Here is a 26,403-nt window from a genome sequence, read left to right as displayed (position 1 = left end):
GGCCCTTTATAGGGCCCTTTTTTTAAATTAATCATTAATTGGAGTTGGTTGAAATAAACCGGGCTGAGGGGAGGGAACACTGGGATTAGAGTTAATCTCAGCCTGAGGGTACAGGAATCGTTCAGGTAAAGCAGTCCCGGTATTGGGTGTAACCATAACTCTGAAGTTGTAGAATGGATCAGCAGAGTTATTCAGTCTACGCATATCATTGAACCCTTCTATATGGCCAATAAACGTAATATAGCGCTCCTCCAGGATTTCACGCATTAGTGCATTAAGCGGAGCTGTGCCATCAGGGTTTTCAACACCGGCAAGGGTAAAGTCCAGAAGTGTATAAGGCTCATACGAATACTCCAGCTCAAATTCTGCCACATAATCAGCATTCAAATAGCCCCCATCATTAAGAAACGCACGGTACTCATTGAGGTGCTGAAGACCAACTTCAAATCCTTGGGTACGTGCGCCTGCCTCTGCAAGCGTAAGCTGATTTTCCATATAGGAAACGATATAATAGGTAGCATCAGCACCAAAAAGGCCTGGAGCAGTACCCCACCAATAGCCATAAAAGTTTGGCTCATACCCTTCTGCATATTGCTCATCGGTGATATAGGCAAAGTTAGCACGCGCCTCTTCATTTGTTTTGGTATTACCTCTGTAAGAAGCTTCATCAGCAAAAAGCAATCTTGGAGCCAGACCATCCCTCGCACTCATGTAGCCGGGACGATCCCAGTCCATAAAGCTATTGAAAAGGTTTAGGTTACCACCATACGTTGAGCCGTGGTCAACACTTAAGGAGTTTCCAAGTGTACTAATTCCCATTTGTGCTTCTTCATATGCTTCTTCGTACTGACGGGTATGCATATAGTAGCGTGCTTTCAGGGTGTGTGCTACTTCAATCCAGGCGGCTCTGCTTAGTCCGTGTATTGAAGTACTTGGAATTGTACCACGTCCTTCTTCAAGCGCCTCAATGGCATCTGTCAGCAACTGTTGCAGATCCGCATACACTTGCTCCTGGGGATCATAAGCAGGTGAAGGAAACTCAGGATTTGCAGCTTCACGGAAGGGCACATCCCCAAACAGGGCTGCAGCAGTTCCTACGGCATTGGCTTCAATTATGCTGGCAACAGCACCCAGAGAGGGGTTATTACCTGCTTCCGCTTTCGCACGAATGATGCGGGTATTTTTTACCACACCTGCGTACAGGTTACCCCATGTGGCATCATAATCGCCAGAGGTAGTAACATACTGATTAAGGCTGGCATACTGGCGGTCTACACCCGTAAAATAACCGGTCCACATACCCGCCAGACGTGCCCAGTCGCCTTCCTGCACCATCACATTGGCAAGCTCTGCACCAGGCAGCATAAGTTCAGCAGGAGCATCGCCGGGATTGTTTGGATCTTCATTAAGATCATCTACCAGAGATTCGCAGGAATAGCTACCTGCAGAAACGGCCAGCAGTAAAAGATACTTATATATGTTTTTCATAAAAAGCGTAAGAATTAGTAAGTTAATCTAACTGTGAACAGGAAAGAACGTGTGTTAGGGTTATTGAAATACTCCAAACCACGGCCGTTAGATGGACCTGTAAGGTTAGTTTCAGGATCTGTACCCAGGATATCTTTGTTGGCATACCAGAGAGCCAGGTTACGACCGGACAGCGAAAGCTCTACTGCAGACAGTTTGCTGAAATTACGGAATCCCTCAGAATTAAGCGTATAGCTCAGCGATATCTCACGCAGACGAGTCCAGGTAGCATCAATGATGAATTGCTCAGCTACGGGTCCAAAACCGCCACCTAAGGTAGTATACCAGCTTTCGGTAAGAGCAACCGGTCCGGCACCGAAGTCCTGAATGTTACCGCGGAACGTAGTACCAGCAGGGATAACAGTACCATTGTATTGTACAAGATCGCCTGTAGCCACTGACTCATTGGCAGAAACCTGAGATACACCAAAGTTATTCAGGATACCGAATGTACCTGCCCAGATATCACCCCCTTGCGAGCGCTCGATCAAAGCAGAAATGCTAAATCCTTTATAACGAATGGCAGTATTCAGACCTGCGCGCCATTCTGGGTTTGGATCACCAAGTACACTTTCATTCTGAGCTGCCTGCGGGAAGCCATTCTCATCCAGCACCAGTTGGCCCTGCTCATTTCTATCCCAGCCTACACCCCAGAGAGCACCAACCGGATGACCAACTACTGCGCGTGATGATGCACCGGTAAAGCCTGCCAGGAAGAGTGATTCTGTACCCCGAAGATCTGTTACTTCATTGCGGTTACGAGTCCAGTTAAGATCAAAATCAACTCCCCAGTCGCTGGTATTTAGCAGGCTGTATCCCAAATCAACTTCAAAGCCTCTGTTCTCTAGAGATGCGGCATTGTCATAACGAGAAGTGAAACCTGTAGAAGCAGCAACTGGCACAAAAAACAGTGCACCGATTGTCTCATTTCTATAGTGAGTTACACTTGCACGCAGTTTATTATCGAAGAAACGCAGATCGGTACCGATCTCATATTCTTTCTTACGCTCTGGTTCAACAGCATCGTTTCCACCTGCAAAGTCCTCGATATAACCACCACCATACTGGCCTACATCCAGGCCGGGACCCCATGACTCACCAAAGATTGCCGACACATAGTCTGTAGAGGTAGCATAAGGGGCTGGCTGAGTACCCACTTCGCCATAGGCCGCTCTAAGCTTACCAAACGTCAGGAACTCAGATCCTTTCAACGGAGCCAGCTCCGTAAACTGCCAGGCAACATCAGCTGAAGGATAGAAGAACGTACGGTCAGAATTTTCACCGAAGGTTGAAGACGACTCGGCACGACCTGTGAGGTTTACAAACAGCTGATCCTGGAAGCCCACATTCAGACTGGCATAGCCAGCAGTAGTACGGATCGTTTGCGTGTAGTCAAAAGGTGTACGGTTGGCCGGAGTAGCATTATCTGAGTTGATTGGTGCTCCCGGAATGATAAAGCTCTGCGTAGTGATACTGTAGTTATCGTACTGGCGGTTATTGAAGTTAAAACCAGTAATAAGGCTTGTGCTCAGACTTTCCGAAAAGTCATGTGTAAAACGGCCAATTACATCAAGGTTCAGCTGGTACTCCTCAATAGTCTGCTCATTGGCTCTACCTGTTGGAAATGAGCCAGAGAATACCGGGAAGTAACTGGAACGACGGTCAGTGTAGGTATCAATTCCGCCCCGGGTTGTCAACTCAAACCAGTCAAGCGGACTGAAAACCAGCTCAGCGCTGGTGATCATACGGTTTACAATGGTTGGGTTCTCCTGCTCGTTGATTGTCCAAAGCGGGTTATTATACACTGGGTTTGCTCCAGCTCCAAGATAGTTCCGATAAGAACGCTGACGTCCCAGTACAGGGGCAGCCTCTGGGCTTGAGTAGTAGTTACCAATATAATCTCTAGTGTCAAAGTCAGGAGCTGTACGCAGTAAGCCCAGATAAAGACCTGCTGTATTTGATCCCTGCTGAATTCTGTTTGAAGCAACTCTGGAATAAGCAGTATTGATACCACCTCTAAGAACACTATTAAAGGTACGACCTGCATTTACACGCAAGCTGGTACGGGCATAATCACTATTGTTGCGAATAATGCCTTCCTGATCCAGGTGACCAAGGCTAAAGTAGAAGGTGTTTTTTTCATCACCACCGCTTATACTTAGGTTATTGTCCCAGAAATGACCATTCTGGAAAACATTATCAAAGTTAGAGTCTGTATAAGTTTCTCTTGAGTTCTTGGTAAGTATTGGATAATAGCGAGTACCATCGGCTGCCTCAAAGAAAGCACCCGTAGTATTGACCTCATCTGCACCACCTGATCTCAATGAGATCTTATCTCCATAAGAGTTGGCTGCCGTTGGACTATAAGCACCGCGGGCACCCTGGCCAAATGTAGACTGCAGCTGGTGACGCTGATTGATCTGATCTACTGAATAGGTTGAACGGAAATCTATATTAACCTTGTCTCCGGCTCTGCCTTTTTTGGTGGTGATCATGATCACACCATTAGCAGCACGCGAGCCCCACAGGGCAGCAGCTGAAGCACCTTTCAGAACCTGAACGGAGGCTATATCACTAGGGTTGATGTCATTGAGACGAGACTGCTGGGCAACACCATCTACGCCAGAACCCAGTGTAGAGTTCGATACAGGAACACCATCCACTACGATGAGTGGCTGCACACTGCTGGTAATGGTACTTTGGCCCCGAATCTGAATGTAGGATCCAGCACCAGGATCGCCTGTTGATCGGGTGATCTGAACTCCAGAAGCCTTACCAGCCATAGAGTTGATAAGACCCGTCTCACCAGATTTAACAATTGATGTTCCATCTACTTTAGAAGAGGAAGAACCTAAGCGATCTTCTTTTTCTTCAAAACCAAGAGCTGTTACAACAACTGCTTCCAGTTGTTCAACATCTTCTTGTAGACGTACATTGATAACAGATTGTGTACCTACTGTAACCTCACGGTTTTTGTAGCCAACAAATGAAAATTGAAGCACAGACTGATCAGAGGGCACCTCGATACGGTAATTACCGTCCATATCTGTAACAGTGCCCTGTCCACTGGCCACAATGCGAACAGCAACACCCGGCAAAGCATCGCCGTTTGCTGCATCTGTTACCTTACCGGTAACCGCTCGCTGTGCCCACGCCTCTGCACTAAGCAGACTAATGAGCACGAAGCTTAACAGTAAAATTCTCTTCATAGATAAAAGGGTTTGGTTAGTTATGTTGATAAAAAAGAATAAGAGTCATGCGCATTGTTATGCTAACAAATTAAACAATATCCTTAAGTGTTAACAAGTCTACTTATGTATGAAAAATGATGAAAAAAAACAGTTTATACATTTTTGATCCCCTTTACGACACACCTTCACCTGGATAGGTTGTAGTCACTTAAAAAAAGATAATCTTGAAATTGGAATTCCGAGGGTAACAATTAAGGTCTTCCAGGCATAACACCTGCCAAATAAAGAAAAAAATATTGTGGTATCAAAAGATTATGAACGGCAAAAAATAAGGATCAATGGTAAACGGATGTTTACATAACCGTTAGACTTCAATGTAAGGATATACGCTTGACTGTACGGTGTTTACCTTGAAGAATCTCAATTAGGTATATGCCTGTGTTACCGCTCAGATCAATTTTTATGAGGCTTTCATCCGAAGGATATACTTTCTTAAGGAGTTGCCGGCCTGTCCCATCATACATAGTAAGGTATATGGGAGAGTTTCCATCTAACGGAACCTTAACATATACATCTCCTCTACTCGGGTTTGGATAGATTGATATCGCTTTTAGGGGGTCCGTATCAATACCAGTTACAAGTATAGGGTTTGGCCTTGTTACTTCCTCAATTGATTCATACAGGGATCTGGCTACCTGGGCTGATGCAAGCACCTCATCAATTTCACTGCCTCCATGTAGGGCAAATGCCACTGTTACCGATTGGTCAGGCTGAATGGTATACGGACCGGAGCCTACTGTATGGCTAACATCATTTCCCTGGCTTACCTCCCCTGCACGGGTGCGGCCAATACCGCTGGAAAGGGAGCGAAACTTCTCCTCATTGGAAAAGCCATCGTACACACCAAAGGGATTTCCGGATACCGCCTGATCATTGTCAATGGCCCAATACGCAGGGGTGCCGCTAAGCACCTGGATAGCCCCTACCCATCGTTCTTCTGCATCAGGTGTATAGATATAGCCGGTTTGAGTACCGGCATCCCAGTCGGCCTTATCATTTGAATCCTGCTGGTTTATGTCCCAGTCGGCATACAGGCCTATGTAAAAATTCTCAAGGGGCTGAGCTCTGGTATTCAGCACCTCGTATTCCAGGATTACTGTTTTTTCATAGGGCACTTCCCGCCAGGCATACGCCCTGTAGCGAACCTCAACACCCAACTTGCGGTCAGTTGTGGCCTTTGAATCATCAAATGAGCCCCAGATATCAACATCCCCAATCGTGCCGGGCATGTCTCGCCGTATTTCCTCCAACTCTCTAAAATCATCTGAATATGTGCCTCCGGTAGAACGTATGCTACTTACCATCTTAGTGCTGCTGGTACCCATGAGCAGCCCCATTTCAAAGAGCAGGTTAAGATCATTATAGACAAAGCCAAGTCCCTGTTTGCGCTCCGTATCCCTATAGCCAGTGCGTCCGTTACCGGCTATGGTGGTAGATACCAGGTTTTCGTTTAGGGTAAAATAGGTGGGATTTACCAGAATCCGGACATACTGATAATCCCTGTAGCCTCCGGCTGCGGTGTAGTCAAGCCGGAGGGTAAGCTCGGTGTTTGAGGGAGTGGCAGCACTGAGCTTAAATCTGAAGGGGGTACTGCCTGTGGATTTTACTTGCTCCGACCCCATACTGCCCAGCTGTATGGTTGACTCCAGGAGCATAACATGAGAGCTGGAAGAACTAAGCGTTACGCTTACTCCCTCTGCCGGCCAAAGGAAATTAATAAAATCTCCACTCAGAGAAGCTTCTTCTCCTGCTTTAACCACATCCCCATCCGGCCCCTGAAGCTGGGCATTGTCAAAGCGTATAGAAGGGCTTTCGGTAGTAAGCGCAGCCAACACATCTAGCCGCCCCCTGCCCATTTTGTTCTTATAGGGCTCGCTAAGCGCTTCATTAAAGGCCGGGTTGGCAGTAACACGCAGAAGTTCTGCAATCTGGGCTCCGTTAAAATCGGGATATTTGGTCTTCAAAAGAGCCGCAGCGCCAGAAACAATGGGTGCCGAAAAAGAAGTACCACTAGCCGTGCGGTAGGTTCCGCCTATGGCTGTAGACAGTATCCCTGCCCCGGGAGCGGCTATGTCTACCCGATCGCCATAGCTGGAAAATCCCGCCCGACGATCATCCTTATCTGTTGCTGCAACAGAGAGTACATAATCATAATCCGATGGGTAATTAGGTGTAGCGGAGCCGGAATTACCGGCTGCTGCAACTATCACCACATCATGCACAAGGGCGGCATACTTATATATATCCTGTGCAATCTGGCTATAATAGGTGGAGCCATAGGAGGCATTGATCACATCGGCCCCATGCTCAGCCGCATAAACTACCCCCTGCAACAGATTCAGCAAATAGCCTCCCCCATTATTGCGCTCGTCGTTATCGGCAGTATGCTTAAGCACCATCAGACGTGCATTAAAGCCCACTCCTGCGATACCGATTCCATTGTCGGTCACAGCCGAAGCACATCCGGCCACCACTGTGCCATGGCTCATATTGGATTTATCAGCATTCGGATCATTATCCCCCACCAGCGTACTATAATCACTGCCGGCAAAATCCCAGCCCCAGTAATTATCGATGTACCCATCCTCATCGTTATCAAGTCCATCAATTGGATCTTTCTCATTGGTGTAGATGTTAGCTCGTAGATCCGGATGATTCAACTCAACGCCGGAATCCAGAATGGCAATCACCACCTCTCGGCTACTTTTGCTAATGTCCCAGGCCTCAAAGGCGCGAACCAGCTCCAGGTAGTACTGCTCACTGGTTCTGGGATCGTTTGGAACATAGAGGGGGGAATGCAGGTAATCAGGTTCTACCAAATCCACCAGGCCTGTTTTGTAGAGCTGCTCTATTGCCGATTCCAGCGGAATGCTGGGGTCAAAGATTAGCTGATAATACCTTCTGATATCAATCCCATGTGATTTTCTGCCTCGACGCTGCTGTTGCTGCCCGTCTTCCTGCTGCTGACTGAAAGGTATTACACGGCTAACCCTAAGATCAGGCAGGAGCGCGCTCCAGGAGCCTTTTCCCATTCTGCTGCCTATGGTCGCATGTTGATTTTTAAGCCGGACCAAAACTACTCCTGAGGTATAATTAAGCTTGCCTGGGATAACAGCATCGGCGGGTTCCTGGATCTGACCGTAAACTGAAGTTTGATATATAAATCCCAGAATAAGGCTAACGATTAAGATGAATATTTTATTCATGTGATATATATGAAATATCGAATTTTCCAGCAGGCAAAGTTGAAAGTATGTTGATGCAGGTGAGTATGTACTACAGATAACGGGAGCTATGGTTCCGTATAATTATCTGTTAGAAGTGCTTCATTGAAGACTACTAGAGTACATAAGTAAATCTTCAATATCCTCCTGCTTATTAAAGTCAATTTTCTTAGTTTTCATATATTCTGCTATATTCTTACGGTTGTCAGAAAAGGCTTTCAGAATATTGGCTTTGTTAGCCACTTTTGCACTTCCCCCTTGATCAACTATAAAAAATTTCTGCTCCTTACTAATCAGCAGGTTTTCATTAACTTTCAGGTTATAGTGTAGATTATTATTGGCAGAATGAGTACTGATACTTGATATGGAGGAACTCGATGTTTGCTGCCCATACCCACCTTCTTTTTGACGATCCGAAACCTTTATCTTTCTTTGAATAGCAAGCGCAACTTTAGAGTCATACACTTCCAAAATTTCAAGATATGCCTCTTTATATATAAAAGTAACCAATCCTATTTCGATACGGTCAATAGCTGAAGGGTCTACGATGGCTAATGTATCTTTTCTTGCATCTAAGAATTGCATTTCTTCCAGAAGCATATTTAAATTCAAAGAGGCCATTGTTGATTTGCCATTTCTGAAGTAAACAGTACCTGATTTAAAAGCTGGGAATCGATAAACATGTTCTCCTAAAGTTTTTTGAATATCATTTCCAACTTCAACAGTAAGCGATTCCTGGTTTTGGGCAGTGGCATACCCTATAAAACAAAGAGTAAAGATTGCATATGAGATAAGCTTTTTCATGGCATAGGGGTTACTTATACAGAAATGAATATATATAAATTCTAGGTGATTTCGTAGCTAAAGTTAATTCACGTTCATATTTCATTTTGCATACTTCAAAGTTGTAATTCCTCTCAGCTTCCTGTTTTGCCTTGCTGTTTGCTGACTGGGAGTGTAGCAGCCTCTATAACATTACTTCATCTTAGGTGCAGCTATATTTGAATTAGAAATCAAACCCTGGTGGCCAGGCAGTCTCAAGTCAAACTCAATAAAACCAGCCGAGAAATAACCAATGTAGCAAGGAATATCTTGCACACAGCAATGCTAATGAAAAAAGCCTCCTCTACTCTGCATTTGTCTTTAACAAACACATAAGTAAAGAAGGCTTTGGTGGTAGTGATCTGGCTAAGAAATAGTCAGACCTTAGGAGAAATTAACCTCCGTATCCTGGATTCTGTTGGCCAGCCATACCAGGGTTAGCATCAATCTCTCTTTGAGGTATTGGATAGGCAACTCTGGTATCGCCTGAATTGATTCGGCAAGCACCTCCAGAAGTTGCAATGGCTCCACAATCCTCACGAATCAGATCCATTCCGTTTCGCATAAGATCATAAAAGCGGTGTCCCTCAAACATCAGTTCGCGTCTTCTTTCTTCAAGAATCTCCATCAGCAGATTGTCATTGCCTACCAATTCAAGGGTAAGTTCTGGAAGGCCGGCTCTTGTTCTGATTCTGTTCAGATCTGCACGAGCTTGAATAAAGTTTCCAAGCTTGGCATTTGCTTCTGCTCTGTTTAGAACAACCTCTGACAGACGAAGTATACGAGGGCTGATCAAGCCTGCAATATCGGCCACCTGGTTCAAGAATTTAAACTGAAAGTCATCATCCCAGCCAGGTACAAACTGAATAAAGTTACGTCTGATATCGTTCTCATCAAGAAGACCAATGAGCTCATTGGACGGGCGAAGGTCACCATATCCATTTGAGTTAACCATGGTAGTGGGGAGATCAATATTGGCAGCAAAAACATCGGTGGTTACTGTTGGCAGATAGATATAGCCATAGTTATCTGCACCACGGTTTTCGTCTGCTACAAACTTCAGCTCAAAGAAAGATTCAGCAGATCCATCAGAGAACCAGTCAGCCAGGTAGTCAGCATTGGAAACAAGGCTCATACCCGTTTCTGCAGCGTTAGCCCAGTCTACAACTTTTTGATTGTCGGCAGCAGTGCCTCTGTAAAGATGAACTCTTGATAGAAGGGCCTGAGCTGCTTTCTTATTAGCTCTGAATTTGCCTACATCCTGTGTCATCAGTGTTTCAGCTCGTTCCAGATCAGCGATAACCAGGTTATATACTTCTGCAACGGTATTTCTGGATGGTTCCCCTATTTCAGTAACAGTAATATAGGGAACACCCAAACCAGCACCGTTATCAAGCGAATATGGCTGTGCAAATCGTCTTACCAGGTCAAAGTGGGCCAGCGCTCTTATAAAGAGTGCCTCACCTAACACTTGATTACGCTGCTCCTCACTTCCATCCGTAATGTTTGGCATCGCATTGATAACGTTGTTGGCACGACCAATAACGGCATAGGCTGCGTTCCAAAACCCAGTACTGGTTGCGTATTCTGCAGAATACTGGAAATCATTATCTCTTAGAAAACGTCCGGAGTTCTGGCCAATTACAATATCATCACTATTGGCGTCCGCCATAACCGGAAAATCTCTTCCGTAGTAGGCTAATGCTTGGAATCCGTCGTAGGAGCCATAAATTGCTGTTTGCGCTTTTGCAAAACTATTGAGTGCCTGCTCATTAGACAAAGACTGCTCAGGCTCAAGCTCAAGTTTATCTGTACAGCCAGCAAGGAATACAGTCCCAAGCACAGCCGCTGATAATATTATTTTTTTCATAGTATACTTCTTGAATTAAATTAGAATCCAATTTCCAAACCGAATGTGGCCACTCTGCCTACAGGATAGCGGAAGAATTCTACGCCATTCACAGCCATCTCAGGGTCAAAACCTTCGTAATTGGTCTTAGTCCAGAGGTTCTGTCCTTGAGCATATATTCTCACATTAGAGAAGGCAGAGTTACTCAGCAGTGATTGAGGGAGGGTGTATGACAGAGTTACATTACGAAGACGCACATAGGAACCATCCTGCAGGTAGCGAGATGACGCAGAGCTTGCATTTCTGTTACCACCATAGCGGGCTTGTGGTCTCCAGGCAATATCACCTGGCTGCTCCCAGCGATCTTCGATAGTTCTGGCATATTGGTTCAGACCATAGTAAGTTCCATCAGCATCCAGGATACGTCCGGTATCATCATAGATCTTACCACCCTGGCTGAAGTAGAAGAAGAATGACAGACCTACACCTTTGTATGACAGATTATTCGTAAGTCCACCAAAGTAATCAGGGTTAGGGCTACCCATCTCAAAGCGAGGAGCCTGTGCATAGGTGCTGGTAAAGCCACCTTCCTCAGTTCTCCAGCGGGGAGCACCTGTTTCAGGATCAGCGCCTGCATAATCTCTCAGGTAGAAAGTATTAATTGGAGAACCAACAGCCGTACGCTGCAGTGTTCCGGTAATGGCCTGGTCATTATTAAGTGCCAGTACTTCATTCTTGTTGAAAGAAATATTGAAGTCTGTGGTCCAGGTGAAATCACCCTGGAAATTCACTGTATTCAACACAAATTCCCAACCACGGTTGCGCACAGCACCTACGTTTCTGGAAATGCTTGTAAAACCAGAAGTAGAAGAAATTGGTGCATTCAGCAGAAGTTGCTCAGAATCGCGGTTGTACCACTCAGCTGTAAAATTCACGCGATTTTTGATCAAACCAAGATCTACACCTACGTTGTAAGAAACGTTTTCCTCCCAGGTAAGGTCAGGATTTGCTAGCTGTGATGGTGTTGAACCTGGCGTGCCATTGTAAGCACCAGCGAAAGAATAAAGGCCAAGTGCCTCAAAGTTTCCAATGGAAGCATTACCAGCGGTACCATAGCTGCCACGGATTTTACCTAGAGACAGCCAGGGAGCAGCATCCATAAAGGCCTCATTGCTGAATACCCATGAGCCACCTACTGACCAGAAGTTTGCCCAGCGGTTGTTAGCACCAAAACGAGAAGAACCATCTCTACGGATACTACCTGTCAGGTAATATTTCCTATCGAAATCATAGCTTACCTGTGACAGATAAGAAACGAAAGAATATTCGGTATTAAAACCGCTTATTGACTCAGGTACTGCAGCAGACTGGAGTGTTTTCAGGTAACCATCTGCAAAACCGGTTCCTGTTGCATTGATGGTTTCGTAGCGGTTGTTTTGATATTCATAACCCCCAATTGCACTTACATTGTGGTCACCAAACGAACGGTTGAAATCTAACAGCAACTGGCTGGTTAGGGTGTAATCATCTGTACTTATATACAATGCGCGACCTTTTGAGGCCAGTCCATCCGGAGTGGTTGGGTCTGTGTAAGAGAACTCACCGATATTGTTGTAATCCAAGCCAAACTTAGCGCGGAAGGCTAGCATATCCTTAAGAATTTCATAGCGGGCATTTACATTGCCCAGAGTTCTAAGGTTGTTATAATCGCGTGGATTAAGCGGCGTATTTCTTACAAAGTTGTTCCGCGTAAACGATCTTGAAAAGCCTGGCTCAGAACCTACCCACAGTTCATCGGTATCAGGATTTACCGGAGTAAGGAAAGGCACCATTGACAAGCCACCAAGTAGAGGAGAGTTGAACTGGTTACCTGGAGAAGCCGATAACTGGTCTGTATACGAAAGGTTCAGGTTAACACCGAATGAAAGTCTGTCGGTAGCGAAATGGTCAACATTGATCCGGCCAGAGTAACGCTTAAAATCACTGTTGATCAGAATGCCTTCCTGGTCAAAGTAGCCGCCAGACAGGAAGAATCTGGTTTTTTCATTACCACCGGCTGCGCTCAACTCATAGTTATTTGTCTTGCCCGTACGGAAACCGGCATCTAACCAGTTAAAATCTGTATCCGCAAGCGAAAGTGGTCTCTGAGCATCAAGAACAGCCTCCGAGTAACCAGCATTGGCAAGTAACTGACGATCGTAGGCAACCAGTTGTGGTGAGCTTAGAACGTCAAAGTTCTGGTTAGTGCGCTTGGTTACACCATACTGGGCACCCAGCGTAAATTTGGTCTTGCCTGATGTACCACGTTTTGTAGTAATTACAATTACACCATTGGCAGCACGTGCACCATACAGAGCTGTAGCAGCTGCATCCTTAAGAATGTTCACTGACTCAATATCACTAGGATTGATGTTAGCTAGTACATCTGTAGTGGGCGTTCCTCTGGAAAGATCACCAGAGTTCACAATCACACCATCAATTACATACAGTGGCTGGCTACCCGCTGTAATAGAGCCTACACCACGCACACGAATGTTGGCGGCAGCTCCTGGCTGTCCACTGCCAATAGTAGAGAATACACCAGCAGCTTTACCCTGTAACATCTGGTTAACATCAGGCAAGGGCACATTTTTAATTCTTTTTCCCCTACAGCTGATACAGAGCTCACCAAAGCTTGGCGAGAACTTGCAGAGTACCCGGTAACTACCACTTCCTGTAACTGCTCAACATCTTCGCTAAGCTGAATGTTGATGGTAGTACGGGTGCCTACTGCCTCTTCTTTGGCAGTATATCCAATAAAGCTAAATACCAAAATGGCATTGTCGGACGGCACTTCAATTCTATAGTTGCCATCCATGTCGGTAACAGTTCCGCCTGTTCCGTTCTTTAATCGTACAGCTACTCCAGGCAGGCCTTCACCTTCTGCCTGTGAGGTAACTCTACCTGTTACGGTTCTTTGCGCCCAGGCGGATGTCATTACCCCCAGGAGCAAAAAGCTCATCAGTAAAATCCTCTTCATACGTAATTATTAATTGGTTTGTTGATAAAGACCGCCACTAATATAGAGGCCAGACAAAAAATAAACAAATGACTACGTCTGCCAAAATCTTGCCTCAATCATTTTTCTGGCATGCCATAAGACAAGACTTTATTTGGCAAACATGACTAAAATCAGTTTCTAATAAAATTTTAATCCTACATATTCTGCGTTCACAAGCACTTGAATGCGGATTTGGATTCTATAACATCTTATGTATGATTTTTTATTTTAATGATATTTTAATTCGAAGGGTTGCCTCCCTGTGCTGAAAAAATCTTTGAAAATTTTTCTAACGGCCTAACTATTAAGAACTGTCGTGATAGAGTGTTTTGGATCTCATGACTTGCAGATTCTTTTCGTTAAACAAAATTCTCTGGCTGGTTCATTCGCTTTTAGAGTCTTTGGTGTCTTATCCCACTCCCCAAACAAGCTTTACTCATTGGGATTTCACTTAATAATTTTCAACAGCATCTTACCTATATCTCATTCTCAGACTACATTGACGGCTCTCTTATAATTATACCCAATGCTAAGGCTGGAATCTAATTTTTAGGACGCTGGCAGCATGAGCCTTGCAACCGTACTTGTTTTTATTTCAAATAAAGAGCCAGCCCTTACCTACACTTTCCGGTAGACTGACATGTTTAACAAAAAAAACCACCTGTACTAAAGTACAGGTGGTTTTTTTATTTAACTATAATTCTTATAGATAACGGCATTAGTCAACGTCCCACCACATTTTGGTAGCCAGGCCATTAACGCCTACTGCTGCCAGGTTTTCGGTGTTGGTACCTTCTTCACCAGCAGGATAAGGTGCCCGCACTGGAATGGCCGATACACTCGGGTCAGCAGCTGCCGGGAAGGCAAGATCCGGAGCATCCAGTCTACGCCACTCTGCCCAGGCCTGCAGGCCTTGCATGTAAAGGGCCACCCATTTTTGAGTTCCAATTACTTCGCGCCAGTTAGCAGAGCTATACGGATGCGCAGCAATATAGGCGGTAGCCTCTGCATCTGACACACCCCAGTAGTCCATGGACAATTCCAGTGCATCAGTGTAATATTCAGCAGCGTCTCCGGAGATGTATCCTTTCTCAGCCGCTTCAGCCAGCAAGAAATAAACTTCAACCGGACCCATGATGATGGCCTCAGACTGCTGCTGACGCAGGGCGTCATTAGGACGAGAGGTATTGCCTTTACGGGCAAAGGCCTCGGCATCGGTAAGTCCGTAAGGCATTCCTACATAGTTACCCGATACGTTGGGGTTTGCATAGGCAGATACACGTGGGTCATTTTCATCCTGCATGTAGCCAAGCAAGGTTTCGGATACACTAAAATCATCCCGGCGGTTGATCACCTGATCAATGTACAGTGGATTTGCCAAAGCAGCCTGCGGATCGAACTCATAGGTAGCAGCCTGTGCATGGGTCATGATCACACCATCAGCTACAGCCTGAGCAACAGCAGTGCTGGCGGCTGAAGAGTTTACATCAGACATGCGCATGGCAATGCGAAGCTTTAATGAATTGGCCAGCAAACGCCATTGCTCCATATCACCTCTATAGATATTGTCACCTGAGGAGAAACTACCGGCGGTAGGGTCAATTTGAGCAGATGCTTCTGTTAATCTTCTAATTAGATCAGGATAGATCTCAGACTGAGGATCATAGCTTGGATAAGGCTCATCGGTCAGTGCCTCGCTGTACGGAATATCACCAAACATATCAGTGAGGTTATGGAAAGCCCATACCTGCATGATCTCCAGTACAGCTATCTGATTGGCTCTTACCACATCACTGATAGCTTCATTGTTCTCAACAATGGTTTTGGCAACTTCCAGGTCATTGAGACCACCGGCATACGCCGTATTCCAAATGCCATCGAAATTGGCGGCCGGCATGGTATAGCGCGAATCCTCAGCATACTCATTTTGGGCAAAATGCTGTACCAGCAGCATGGCAAATTCAGCATTGGCCGCCCTGCCCCAGAATAGTTGGTTCAGGCTTAGCTGCGCCTGCGTTAGCAGGTTTTCAGCCGGTACCCGCGTGGGCTGGTTGGGGTCGATGTTCATCTCATCGAAGCCCTTATCGCAGCCGCTGAGTCCCAGTACACTGGCAGCTACAACTGCCAGTATTACTCTTTTAAGATTAGTATAGACCATAATTCGTTGTCTCGTTAATTCAATTTCTAAAGAATGGATTAAAGTGAGAAGCTCAAGCTAAAACCAATTGATCTGGTAGAAGGAATCTGGGCGTTCTCGAGACCCTGCGCGTTACCAGAACCTGTAACCATTTGAGGATCAAGATATGGAACATTCGAGTGCAGAATTGCCAGGTTACGACCAATGATACCTACGTTTACATTTCTAAATGGCATGCGACCAAACACTCTGGCCGGCACGGTGTAGGTAAGGCGAAGCTCTCTCAGCTTAACAAAGCTGGCGTCGAAATAATTCAGGCCACCTATGCTCCAGTACGTCTGGTAGTAGGTAAGTGCATCAACGGCCTTCGTATTAGGCTGGCCATCTTCGGTAACCCCTGGCAGGATTATACCATTTTCACGAATGCCGCCTTCAGCAGTTTCAGGTAGCATACCAGAATATCTGGCCCACTGAATTGAAGAAGAGTGCATGCCGCCACCTTTCTGGAAGTCAATAAGAGCACCCAAAGTCACACCCTTGTAGGTAAATTCGTTTTTGAAACCACCTGTGTAGTCAGCAATGGCTGAGCCAAGATATACGCGGTTAGGGGTAAGCTCATAGAAACCATTCTCATTGATAATTGGGTCGCCATTATCATTTCTAACCACATCTCGTCCCATGATGGCCATGTAGGGCAGATCACGCTGAATTCTCAATTCTGCGGCCCAGGTGGTACCTACGCGGATGTTCTCAATTTCGCCCAGTGACTCCACTCGGTTCCAGATTCTGGAGAAGTTCAGCCCCATATTCCACTGGAAGTCGTTGGTTTGAACAGGGATGGCATTCAGTGTAATTTCAAGGCCTCGGTTACGCATCTCACCGGCATTTACCAGGCGTGAGGTAAAGCCCGTAGCAGCAGAAGAAGCAACGCTGAAGATCTGGTCATACGACAAGCGGTTGTAATAGGCTACATCCAGATCAACACGGCTTTGCAGGAATCTCAGGTTGGTACCTACTTCCCACTCGTCGGTCATCTCAGCTTTCAGATCTGGATTAGGACGGGCATTGGGTACAGTAAAGCGAGGATCTGTACCAAAGTTAGGCGTAAGTGGTGTAAACGTATTATACAGCTGGTAAGGATCTACCAGACCATTACCGGTACGGCCAATACTTGCTCTCAGCTTACCAAACGACAGGAAGTTAAGATCCTGGAAGGCAGGTAGCTCAGTAAATACAAAGCTGGTCTGCAAGGAAGGATACACATATCTGTTGAACTGCGGAGAGAGCGTCGAGGCCCAGTCTACCCGTACGGCAAAGTCTGCAAAGAACATATCTCTCCAACCGGCAGAAACTGAGTTATACACCGAGTTAATACCTCTGTTGGTCTGATAGGTCTGAATCAGGGGGGTGCCTACTGAGTTAGAAATATTGTAGAAGCCCGCCAAGCTCAAGCCTTCGGTAGTAGCTATGCTGTTGAAGTTAGTGCTCTGACGCATGCGGTTAGCACCCACAATAGCATTCAGCGAGAATTCGCCAAAACGGTTGTTATACATTAGTCGCAGGTCGGCATTGGTTTCCCGGAAGGTACGCACTTGCTCAGAATACTCTGGGATGTCGATACCGCCTACAGCACGGGCTTCTTCTGCTCTGAAGGTATAGCTATCGGTGCTTACCTGACCAGAAGCCGTTAGTCCCTTCAGCAGTTCATAATCTACACCAAAATTACCAAATACCCGGTCTCTACGGTCGCGCTGGAAGTTCTCGTAGCGTACCCAGTACGGGTTATCAAAGTACATGGGGCTAGAATCGAAGCCAAGTAGGTTACCGTTATCATCTACGATCGGGCCTTTGGGGTTCCAGGTCTGCTGGGTACCGTCTTCTCGCTTGTAATCTTTCAGGCGTTCAAAGTCCAGTTGGGTCTGCCACCACTGGGTAAAACCCTGCATTACGTTGTTGTTATCATAACCGGTAGCAAAACGGCCGTTGCCTTCTGTTACAACATAGTTTACACCGGCGCTGGTACGCAATTTATCGGTAAGCTTGTAATCGCCATTAAAGCTTACTGTATTTCTGCCCAGACCTGAGTTTGGCATTATGCCCTTCTGATCCACATTGGTGAGCGAAAGGCGGAAGTTACCAAATTCGTTGGCGCCAGTAAGGGCAACGTTGTTGTTATACGTCTGACCAGTCTCGAAGAAGGTGGTATAGTCGTTGGCCGGAGCTACCCATGGACGGGTTTCGCCATAATTGGGGCTGTTAGGATCCCAGGAGTCCCAGTGGCGCACCTGAATATCCGGGTTGTAGCGAGGACCCCAGGCACCATCTTTTGCATACGCAGGATAGTAGTACTGCTGCCCATTCTCTGTAAAGGTATAGAAACCGGAAGGATCATCGGGGTTGATAGCACCACCGCCATAGAGCTGCTGGTGGGGGATGAGGGCAAGTGGCTTTTCAAAAGTAGTGTTGGAGTTAACACTGATGCCAATACCTTTACGGCCACGGCCACTCTTTGTAGTGATTACGATTACACCATTAGATCCACGAGAACCGTAAAGAGCCGTAGCAGAAGCTCCTTTCAGCACCGACATGCTTTCGATATCATCCGGGTTGATGTCGGCTGCGGCATTGCCATAATCATAGGCACCGCCACCAAAACCAGTCTGTTGGTCTGTAGAAGCATAGTTTGAGTTATCGATGGGTACTCCATCCACTACAAAGAGTGGCTGGTTTTCACCCAGAAAGGAGCTGGAACCACGAACAGTGATCCGCGAAGCACCACCCAACGCTCCGGAGGTACCCTGAATCTGCACACCGGCAATCTGACCCTGCAGTGAGTTTACGATGTTGGTTTCCTTGGCGCGGGTTAGTTCCTCGCCCTTTACTTCCTGCACGGCATAGCCCAGCGAGCGTTCTTCCCTGGTGATACCAAGGGCAGTTACTACTACTGCTTCCAGCTGCTCTACGTTCTCCGCAATGGAAACGTTAATAGTTGTTCTGGTGCCTACGCGCTCCTCTTTATCGAGGTAGCCTACATACGAGAAAACAAGAACGGCATCATCACCGGCTACCTCTATACGGTAGTTACCATCAATATCGGTAACTGTACCTACTGATGAGTTCTTAACACGAACAGCAACACCTGGCAGGGGATCCGAGCTGGCAGCATCGGTCACTTTGCCTGTCACTGTTCGTTGCGCCCATGCCACACTAATGGTCATGAACAACGCCATGGTTAACAGTAAAATCCTCTTCATAAAAGATTAACTAGGGATTAAGTGGAGATTAAATAAAAATTAAAAATCAGACCTCGCTAAAGTATAGTCTTCAAAAATTTAATACAACAGGTTAAACTACTTTTATTTCAAAAGTACCTATAAAATTACATTGCATTCCTGGATAGTGACACATTCTTTTGCAAGAAGGTTGAATGGGTTATAAAATAATTTTGAAACACCCAATCAATACATAAGGCTATAGATGGTACCCATACCCTATTTTGCAAGTCCCTATAAACCTGCGAAGCTGCTATGCTTTTCTGGATCATCAGCAGTATCATTCAAAAATCAATACAGACCTTACAACTATCCCGACAACCTACTTCCTTTAAAGTATCCTAAACTCGATTCTGCGGTTCTGCTGGCGATTTTCGTCTGAGGTATTGGGTAGTTGGGGCTGGGTTTGTCCATAGCCTTTGGCTTTCAGGCGGCCAGCCGGTATGCCCTGATCGGCCAGCCACTGGTACACCGCCTGGGCTCTTTTCTCGGATAATTGTTGATTATAGGCAGCATTTCCTACATCATCGGTATGTCCGCTGATCTCGATGCGTAGGTCAGGATTCTGCCTCAAAAAATCAGCAACGCGCTGCAGCTCAGTTTCGCTGCGGGCCTGTATGGCATACTTGTCGGTTTCAAAAAATATATTGTTAAGCCGGGTGATCATGCCCGCCCGGATGGGATCAAGGTACACATCCAATGTTACAGGATTGAAATTCTGCCCCCGGCCAAAATCAAACGACAGGCTCTTGAACAGATAGCCCTGCCGGTTTACGTAGAGGGCATACGGAGCCCCCTCGGTCAGTACCATATAATAGAGGCCCGTCTCCGGATCGGCTGATACCTCCTGCTCCATTTTCTGACTGGCAAGGTTGTAGAGCTGTACGGTAGCTCCAAGGGGCTTTTTGGTTTGGGCATCAAAAATACGACCTGTTACATAGCTGCTGCGGTTGCGCACCCGGGCACTTTCGGGCAGGCCAAACTGGTACAGCGTGCTGCTCTGGAGCTGGCCACCCCGCATTACCTCCTGCGAATAAAAGCCCTGACTGCCATCGGCCGTTACAAAGAGCGATACCTGGTCTTCATGGGTGTTGATGGGGTAGCCCAGGTTGCGGGGCTGCTGCCAGCTACCATCCTGCTGCTGCTCGCTCAAAAACAGGTCGTAGCCGCCCATGCCCACATGCCCGTTGGAGGAAAAATAGAGCGTTTGCCCGTTGGCATGAATCTGGGGCGAGATCTCTTCCCCGGGGGTATTGATGGGAGCACCCAGGTTGCGAGCCTCGCTCCACTCCCCCTGCTCGTTGCGGCTGCTGACCCAGATATCCCGCGATCCCTGGCCACCTGGGCGGTCAGAGACAAAATAAAGGGTGCGTCCATCTGCAGAAAGGGAGGGCTGGCTTTCCCAGTGCCGGGTATTGATGGCGGATCCTATGTTGCGGGGCTCACTCCAGCTGGCGCCTGTCTTTTGGGAAATGTACAGATCGCAGCGCCCGTAGCTGCGGCGCCCCTGGCAGGAGGTAAAGATCAGGGTGCGCCCATCGGCCGAGATGGTCGCCGTGCCCTCGTTATAAGCGGTGTTGATCACATCGGATAGCGACTCAGGCGCCGACCACTCTCCCCCCTCCCCCTTCCGGCTTATGTAGAGGTCTTCCATATCCTGCGTGCTGCTGCTTTCCCGGGCGGTAAAGATCAGGGTGCGGGCATCTACGGTCAGAACCGGGAAATACTGCTGCGGAAATTTATTGACCTGCTGCGGCATGGGCTTCGGGTCAAAGGGCAGCGGGTTCTGCAGCTGCTTCAGCGCAAACTCGGTTCCGGCCAGCATTTGGTGGGTTGCGGCAAGGAGGGGCTTCTGCCGGGGATTGGTGGCCTGGTAGGCCTGCAGCTTTTCCTGCGCCTGCTGGTAGCGGCCGGTTTGCCAGTACAGTTCACCAAGGGCAAAGAGGGCTTCGGGGGCAGCCGCTCCCTTTTTTGGGTTGGCAGCAGCTTCCAGCTGCGCAATGGCCGCATCCTGCATGCCAACCGTGCGGTAGGCCGTTGCCAGGCGCACCCGTGCCTCTACAAACTCACCATCGCGCTTAACGGCTTCTTCCAGCAAGCTGATCACCTCCCGCCACTGGCGGCGCATCATGTAGTTTTCAGAGGCCTCATAGGCTTTAATGGCCTTTTTGTTAGAGGTAGAGTAGGTAGCCGGGCGCTGTGCCAGGGCACTTCCGGCCGTAGCCAGCCAGATAAGGGTTACGAGCAGGTAGAGGAGTTTGTGCATGGAATGCCGTTGGAGTATATTTAAATGTAAGAAAGCCTGCTGACAATTACCAGCAGGCCCCCGGATTAGCCCAATCGTACAGGCTCAGGAATAAACGTATTTAGCTCAGTTTTTGGTATACTATATATAGTCTGGGATAGTAATCCATCATGATACTCCAGGCATGCTCCCATTGGGTACGCCCCCCTTGGGGAAGAGCCAATGCCTGCCCGGCATCAGTAGACCAACACCCACCAATCAATACTACACCCATCCCCCTCAAAACGCCTTGGCTGGTCTGATCCTCTTACTTACCGTACACAGCTCCTTTGGCTGCCAGCAGGGTATTTTTCAGCAGGGAGGCAATGGTCATGGGCCCAACACCACCCGGCACCGGGGTAATAAAGGCGGCCTTTGGCTTTACTCCTTCAAAGTCCACATCTCCCTTCAGGCTGAAGCCGCTTTTTTTGCTCTCATCCGCCACGCGGGTTATGCCTACGTCAATTACCGTAGCCCCTTCTTTGATCATATCGGCGGTAACGAAGCCGGGAATGCCTACGGCCACAATCAGGATATCGGCCGTACGGGTGTAGTTGGCCAGCCCCTCGGTATAGCGGTGGCAGAGGGTTACGGTGGCATCGCCGGGATAGCCCTCGCGGCTCAGCAGCAGGCTGATGGGGGTACCCACAATCAGGCTACGCCCAATCACCACCACATGCCGCCCACGGGTAGGAATGTTAAAGCGGTTGATCATTTCCACAATGCCGTCGGGCGTGGCGGGCTTGTAGGCGGGCAGGTTGGCCACCATGCGGCCGGTGTTCATGGGATGAAAGCCATCTACATCTTTGGCCGGGCTTATCCGTTCCAGCACTTTATCCACCCGAATGTGCCTGGGCAGGGGCAGCTGCACAATAAAACCGTCAATCTGCGGATCGTTGTTCAGCTCATCAATGGCCTCCAGCAGCTCCTGCTCGGTGGTGGTGTCGGGAAAGCGCCTGAGGGTGCTGGCAAAGCCTACCCGCTCGCAGGCTTTTACCTTGTGGCTTACGTAGGTTTCGCTGGCGCCATCGCTGCCGACCAGTACAGCGGCCAGGTGGGGTACCTTGCGACCCTTTTTCTTCATCTCGTTTACCTGTTCGGCTATCTCTGCCTGAATGGTTTCGCTCAGGGCCTTGCCATCAAGCAAAAAACCGCGTGGATGTGGTGTCATATGGGCTATGGGTGGTATACCTCCTTCTCTCTGCAGACAGAAGGGCTGTGTTTGGTTGAATACTACTATTTATCACCGGTACCCAAGGGGGTATGCCGTAAAAAAAGTGCAGCTCCGGCGGTTAGGCCGAAGCTGCAGGGGGTATTAGTCCAGTTTTAGTACGGCCATAAAGGCCTCTTGTGGTATCTCTACGTTGCCTACCTGGCGCATGCGTTTCTTACCCTTCTTTTGCTTTTCCAATAGCTTGCGCTTGCGGCTGATGTCACCGCCGTAGCACTTGGCCAGTACGTTCTTGCGCAGGGCTTTTACGGTTTCCCGGGCAATTACCTTAGTACCAATCGCCGCCTGTATGGCAATCTCGAATTGCTGGCGCGGCAGCAGTTCCTTGAGCTTTTCGCAGAGGCGCTTGCCCCAGTCATAGGCTTTATCGCGGTGCACAATGGCCGAGAGGGCATCCACCTTTTCGCCATTGAGCATAATGTCCAGCTTTACCATGGTGGATTCGCGGAAGCCCAGCAGCTCATAATCGAGCGAGGCATAGCCGCGGCTAATGGTCTTGAGCTTATCGAAAAAGTCGAACACCATTTCGCTCAGCGGCATATCAAAGGTAAGCTCTACCCGGTCGGAGGTCAGGTACACCTGGTTCTTAAGGATACCCCTTTTCTCCATGCAAAGCGTCATGATGGAGCCCACATATTCCGATTTGGAGATGATCTGCGCCTTGATGAAGGGCTCCTCGATATGGTCTACATAGTTGGGCTCGGGCAACTCGGAGGGGGCGTTTACAATTACCTTTTCGCCGCTTTTGAGGTAGGTATGGAACTGCACGCTGGGTACGGTGGTGATCACCGTCATGTCAAACTCGCGCTCCAGGCGCTCCTGCACGATCTCCATGTGCAGCATGCCCAAAAAGCCGCAGCGGAAGCCGAAGCCAAGGGCAGCCGAGGTTTCGGGCTCCCACACCAGCGAGGCGTCGTTTAGCTGCAATTTTTCCATGCTGTAGCGCAGCTCTTCGTAATCGGTGGTCTCAACCGGATAAATACCGGCAAATACCATCGGCTTTACTTCTTCAAATCCCTTAATGGGCTTGGTGGCCGGCCGGTGCACATGGGTAATGGTGTCACCCACCTTTACCTCTTTGGCCACTTTAATGCCGGAGATCAGGTAGCCTACATCGCCTGCCTTAATCTCTTTCTTGGCTACCTGGGTCATTTTGAGGGTACCAATCTCATCGGCGCCATATTCTTTGCCCGTAGCCAGAAATTTTACCTTATCGCCCTGGCGGATGGTGCCGTTCAGTACCCGGAAGATTACCTCCACGCCCCGGTAGGAGTTGAACTGCGAGTCGAAGATCATGGCCTGCAGGGGCGCCTCGGGGTCGCCGGTGGGGGCAGGTACACGCTCCACAATGGCATCCAGAATATCCTTGATTCCGATCCCCTCCTTGCCGCTGGCCAGAATAATATCTTCCCGATCGCAGCCCAGCAACTCAATGACCTGATCGGCCATTTCTTCGGGCTGGGCACCAGGCAGGTCTATTTTATTCAGTACGGGGATGATCTCCAGGTCCTGGCCCAGGGCCATGTACAGGTTGGAGATGGTCTGGGCTTCTACCCCCTGGGAGGCATCTACGATCAGCAGCGCCCCCTCACAGGCGGCAATGGAGCGCGATACTTCGTAGCTGAAGTCTACGTGGCCCGGGGTATCAATCAGGTTCAGGATGTACTCCTGCCCGTCTTTGGTATAGTTCATCTGGATGGCGTGGCTTTTGATGGTAATGCCACGCTCCCGCTCCAGGTCCATATTATCAAGCAATTGTGCCTTCATGTCCCGGTCACTCACCGTTTGGGTAAACTCCAGCAGGCGATCTGCCAGGGTGCTTTTCCCGTGGTCGATGTGGGCAATGATGCAGAAGTTGCGAATATTTTTCATAGTCTGAAATAGAAGCACAAAAGTAGTAAAAGGGCCGCATTTTCCCTAACAGCGATAAAAGGCCGGAAAGTGCCCCTGACAAAAGCCAAATAGCGCCTTTATTGTAATCCTAGAAGATTATGCACATATTTGAGGATCATTTTTTAACGCCTGCCATGTTAGTAGCCGACAGAAAACGCAAAGAAAATATAGCGGAGTACATCATTCATATGTACCAGACCGAGGATCTTCTACGGGCCTATCATTTTGACATTGAAGATCTTCGCAAAAATGTGATCGATCATTTACCGGCCGAAGACCGGCAGGCTGCCCTGCAGTGGTACAGCGATCTGGCCCGCCACATGCAGGAGCAGGGACTGGAAAAAGGGGGGCATCTGGCCGAAACGCAGGAGCAGGTAAAGAAGCTTTACGGGCTGCATGAGCAGCTGCTCAAATCCGATCAGCAGTACCGCCAGACCTACAGCAAAACAGCCGTACACATCCGCAACAGCATGGATGCTTCCGGAGGTACCATTACCAATCCCGTACAGGCCGCCCTCAATGGGGTATATGGCTACCTACTGCTGAAGCTCAATGGCAAAACCATCGATCAGGAGATCATGCCGGCGGTAAATGCCTTTGGTGACCTGCTCTCTTACCTGAGCTTCCGCTGGCGAGAGCGGGAGCATTAAGGATGGAGCTGGCAGGGCCACCCCTGGCCGGGCCACTCCTGGCGGGGCCACTCCTGGCCGGGCCACTCCTGGCTGGACTGATCCTGGCAGGCCTGGGTCTGCTTGGGCTTGTGCTGGTTGGCGTTCGGAGTACAGCCCCTGCTCCGGGCCTGAAACAAAGCCGGGGTATTTTGCTGGAGGTAATCCGGGGCCGGAAACATGAAAAGAGTAGTGCCACCGTTCGTTATACAGCCGGCCTGAAAACGTATACCAGCACGGCTCCCCTTACCAGTGCCGCCGACTTCTTTCCGGGACAGCAGGTGCTGGTGACCTATGCCGTGAGGCAGCCCCAGCAGATCCTGGAACTCCAGTCGCTTTCCGCCGCTATGGGACGGAGGTTTCTGCTGCTGCTTGTAGCTTCCCTGTTTATTGTGGCCGGCCTGCTGCTGATTCGCCTGGCCTGATCGAAATGTACCCTTTTAGGGCTGCGCTTCGGTCAAGCGGGCCAGGTACTGGTCCTGCTCCGGGCCATAGAGCACATCAAAGTAAAAGCCCATATCACCGGCAATGACCGACATCACCTCGGTATCCAGGTACAGCCAGCTGAACTCTTCGCCCCGCTCCCCTTTGTACTCATACTGGTAGAGAATCTCGCCCCAGTAGCGATCCTGTGGCACGGGCACATCACCCCCATCATAGAGGTAGCGGATATCGGAGCTATCGAAGAGAATCTGACCGCCGGGTGCCAGCAGCCCCCGCAGGTGCTGCAGCAGGCCGGGCAGCTCGGGCAGCGTACCGGCCAGGCCCAGGCCGTTCATCATCAGCAGCAGGGTATCGTACTGTACCCCCTCCAGCTCCCAGAGATCGCCCAGGAGCACGTCCTTCACCCCCCGCAGGCGCATCACCTCGCAGCTGAGGGGAGAATTTTCCAGGGCCGTAACGGCCAGCCCCTGTTCCTGCAACACCAGGGGGAAAGCCCCGGCGCCGGCGCCCACATCCAGCACCCGCCCCCGGCAGTGGCCAAGGGCCTGCCGCTCCAGCTCAGAATACTTGCGCGGATCCCGGAAAAATACCTGAACCGGCATGCGCTCCGGGGGGCCGTAGCTGGTATGCAGCTTCAGTTTCAGCTTTTTGTCTTTGTGCTGCCAATACTCCATCAGGGCCAGGCCCTGCACATCTGCTGCCATAGGTGAATGGGTGTGGGGCTTTTTCCGCTAGGCAGCCTGCTTGTTTTCAGCAGGTTT

The 26,403-nt window shown here is 48.7% G+C and carries 15 protein-coding genes; 2 read left to right on the top strand and 13 right to left on the bottom strand.

The features are described from left to right. Positions 1-27 precede the first annotated feature (27 nt). The 12 genes from ADICEAN_RS02225 to lepA all read right to left on the bottom strand — a co-directional run bounded on the left by ADICEAN_RS02225 (position 28) and on the right by lepA (position 24,509). Positions 28-1,488, bottom strand: a complete 1,461-nt coding sequence (locus tag ADICEAN_RS02225; RefSeq protein WP_009193881.1) for a SusD/RagB family nutrient-binding outer membrane lipoprotein — start codon at positions 1,486-1,488, stop codon at positions 28-30. A gap of 14 nt (positions 1,489-1,502) precedes the next feature. Then, on the bottom strand, positions 1,503-4,736 hold the full coding sequence (locus ADICEAN_RS02220; RefSeq protein ID WP_009193880.1) for a SusC/RagA family TonB-linked outer membrane protein: 3,234 nt from the start codon (positions 4,734-4,736) through the stop codon (positions 1,503-1,505). Between the two features lie 353 nt (positions 4,737-5,089). Beyond that, positions 5,090-7,810, bottom strand: coding sequence for a S8 family serine peptidase (locus tag ADICEAN_RS02215; protein ID WP_040395984.1), 2,721 nt, complete (start codon positions 7,808-7,810; stop codon positions 5,090-5,092). Between the two features lie 294 nt (positions 7,811-8,104). Further along, entirely contained in the window at positions 8,105-8,806 is a 702-nt protein-coding gene (locus tag ADICEAN_RS02210; RefSeq protein WP_009193878.1) for a hypothetical protein, read from the bottom strand. 412 nt (positions 8,807-9,218) lie between these two features. Next, positions 9,219-10,694, bottom strand: coding sequence for a RagB/SusD family nutrient uptake outer membrane protein (locus ADICEAN_RS02205; RefSeq protein ID WP_009193877.1), 1,476 nt, complete (start codon positions 10,692-10,694; stop codon positions 9,219-9,221). Positions 10,695-10,714: 20 nt separating this feature from the next. After that, complete coding sequence (locus ADICEAN_RS02200) at positions 10,715-13,276, bottom strand: SusC/RagA family TonB-linked outer membrane protein (protein ID WP_083879652.1); 2,562 nt, start codon at positions 13,274-13,276, stop codon at positions 10,715-10,717. Beyond that, a complete protein-coding gene (locus ADICEAN_RS20845) occupies positions 13,189-13,692 on the bottom strand; it encodes a carboxypeptidase-like regulatory domain-containing protein (RefSeq protein WP_051068771.1) in 504 nt (167 codons plus the stop codon). The genes ADICEAN_RS02200 and ADICEAN_RS20845 overlap by 88 nt, the downstream gene beginning before the upstream one ends. Positions 13,693-14,431: 739 nt before the next feature. Further along, a complete protein-coding gene (locus ADICEAN_RS02195; RefSeq protein ID WP_161622646.1) occupies positions 14,432-15,781 on the bottom strand; it encodes a SusD/RagB family nutrient-binding outer membrane lipoprotein in 1,350 nt (449 codons plus the stop codon). A gap of 128 nt (positions 15,782-15,909) precedes the next feature. Continuing rightward, the gene (locus ADICEAN_RS02190; RefSeq protein ID WP_009193873.1) at positions 15,910-19,104 is read right to left on the bottom strand and encodes a SusC/RagA family TonB-linked outer membrane protein; all 3,195 of its coding nucleotides are present in this window, start codon (positions 19,102-19,104) and stop codon (positions 15,910-15,912) included. 349 nt (positions 19,105-19,453) lie between these two features. Beyond that, positions 19,454-21,388: an OmpA family protein gene (locus tag ADICEAN_RS02185; RefSeq protein ID WP_009193872.1), complete on the bottom strand. Its 1,935-nt coding sequence runs from the start codon at positions 21,386-21,388 to the stop codon at positions 19,454-19,456. A gap of 286 nt (positions 21,389-21,674) precedes the next feature. Then, the gene (locus ADICEAN_RS02180; protein ID WP_009193871.1) at positions 21,675-22,577 is read right to left on the bottom strand and encodes a bifunctional 5,10-methylenetetrahydrofolate dehydrogenase/5,10-methenyltetrahydrofolate cyclohydrolase; all 903 of its coding nucleotides are present in this window, start codon (positions 22,575-22,577) and stop codon (positions 21,675-21,677) included. A gap of 144 nt (positions 22,578-22,721) precedes the next feature. Continuing rightward, positions 22,722-24,509, bottom strand: a complete 1,788-nt coding sequence (lepA, locus tag ADICEAN_RS02175) for a translation elongation factor 4 (protein ID WP_009193870.1) — start codon at positions 24,507-24,509, stop codon at positions 22,722-22,724. Between the two features lie 119 nt (positions 24,510-24,628). Between lepA and ADICEAN_RS02170 the strand changes: the two genes are divergently transcribed. Together ADICEAN_RS02170 and ADICEAN_RS22510 are read left to right on the top strand one after the other, a co-directional pair. Beyond that, on the top strand, positions 24,629-25,180 hold the full coding sequence (locus ADICEAN_RS02170) for a DUF4924 family protein (RefSeq protein WP_152426277.1): 552 nt from the start codon (positions 24,629-24,631) through the stop codon (positions 25,178-25,180). Positions 25,181-25,182: 2 nt separating this feature from the next. Further along, entirely contained in the window at positions 25,183-25,623 is a 441-nt protein-coding gene (locus ADICEAN_RS22510; protein WP_009193868.1) for a hypothetical protein, read from the top strand. 15 nt (positions 25,624-25,638) lie between these two features. Here ADICEAN_RS22510 and ADICEAN_RS02160 read toward each other — a convergent pair whose 3' ends face one another. Further along, on the bottom strand, positions 25,639-26,346 hold the full coding sequence (locus tag ADICEAN_RS02160; RefSeq protein WP_009193867.1) for a class I SAM-dependent methyltransferase: 708 nt from the start codon (positions 26,344-26,346) through the stop codon (positions 25,639-25,641). Between the last annotated feature and the right edge of the window lie 57 nt (positions 26,347-26,403).

This window comes from Cesiribacter andamanensis AMV16, assembly GCF_000348925.1.
Taxonomy (GTDB): domain Bacteria; phylum Bacteroidota; class Bacteroidia; order Cytophagales; family Cyclobacteriaceae; genus Cesiribacter; species Cesiribacter andamanensis.
The sequence above is the reverse complement of the archived record's forward strand: the minus strand, read 5'-3'. Positions and strand labels throughout refer to the sequence as shown.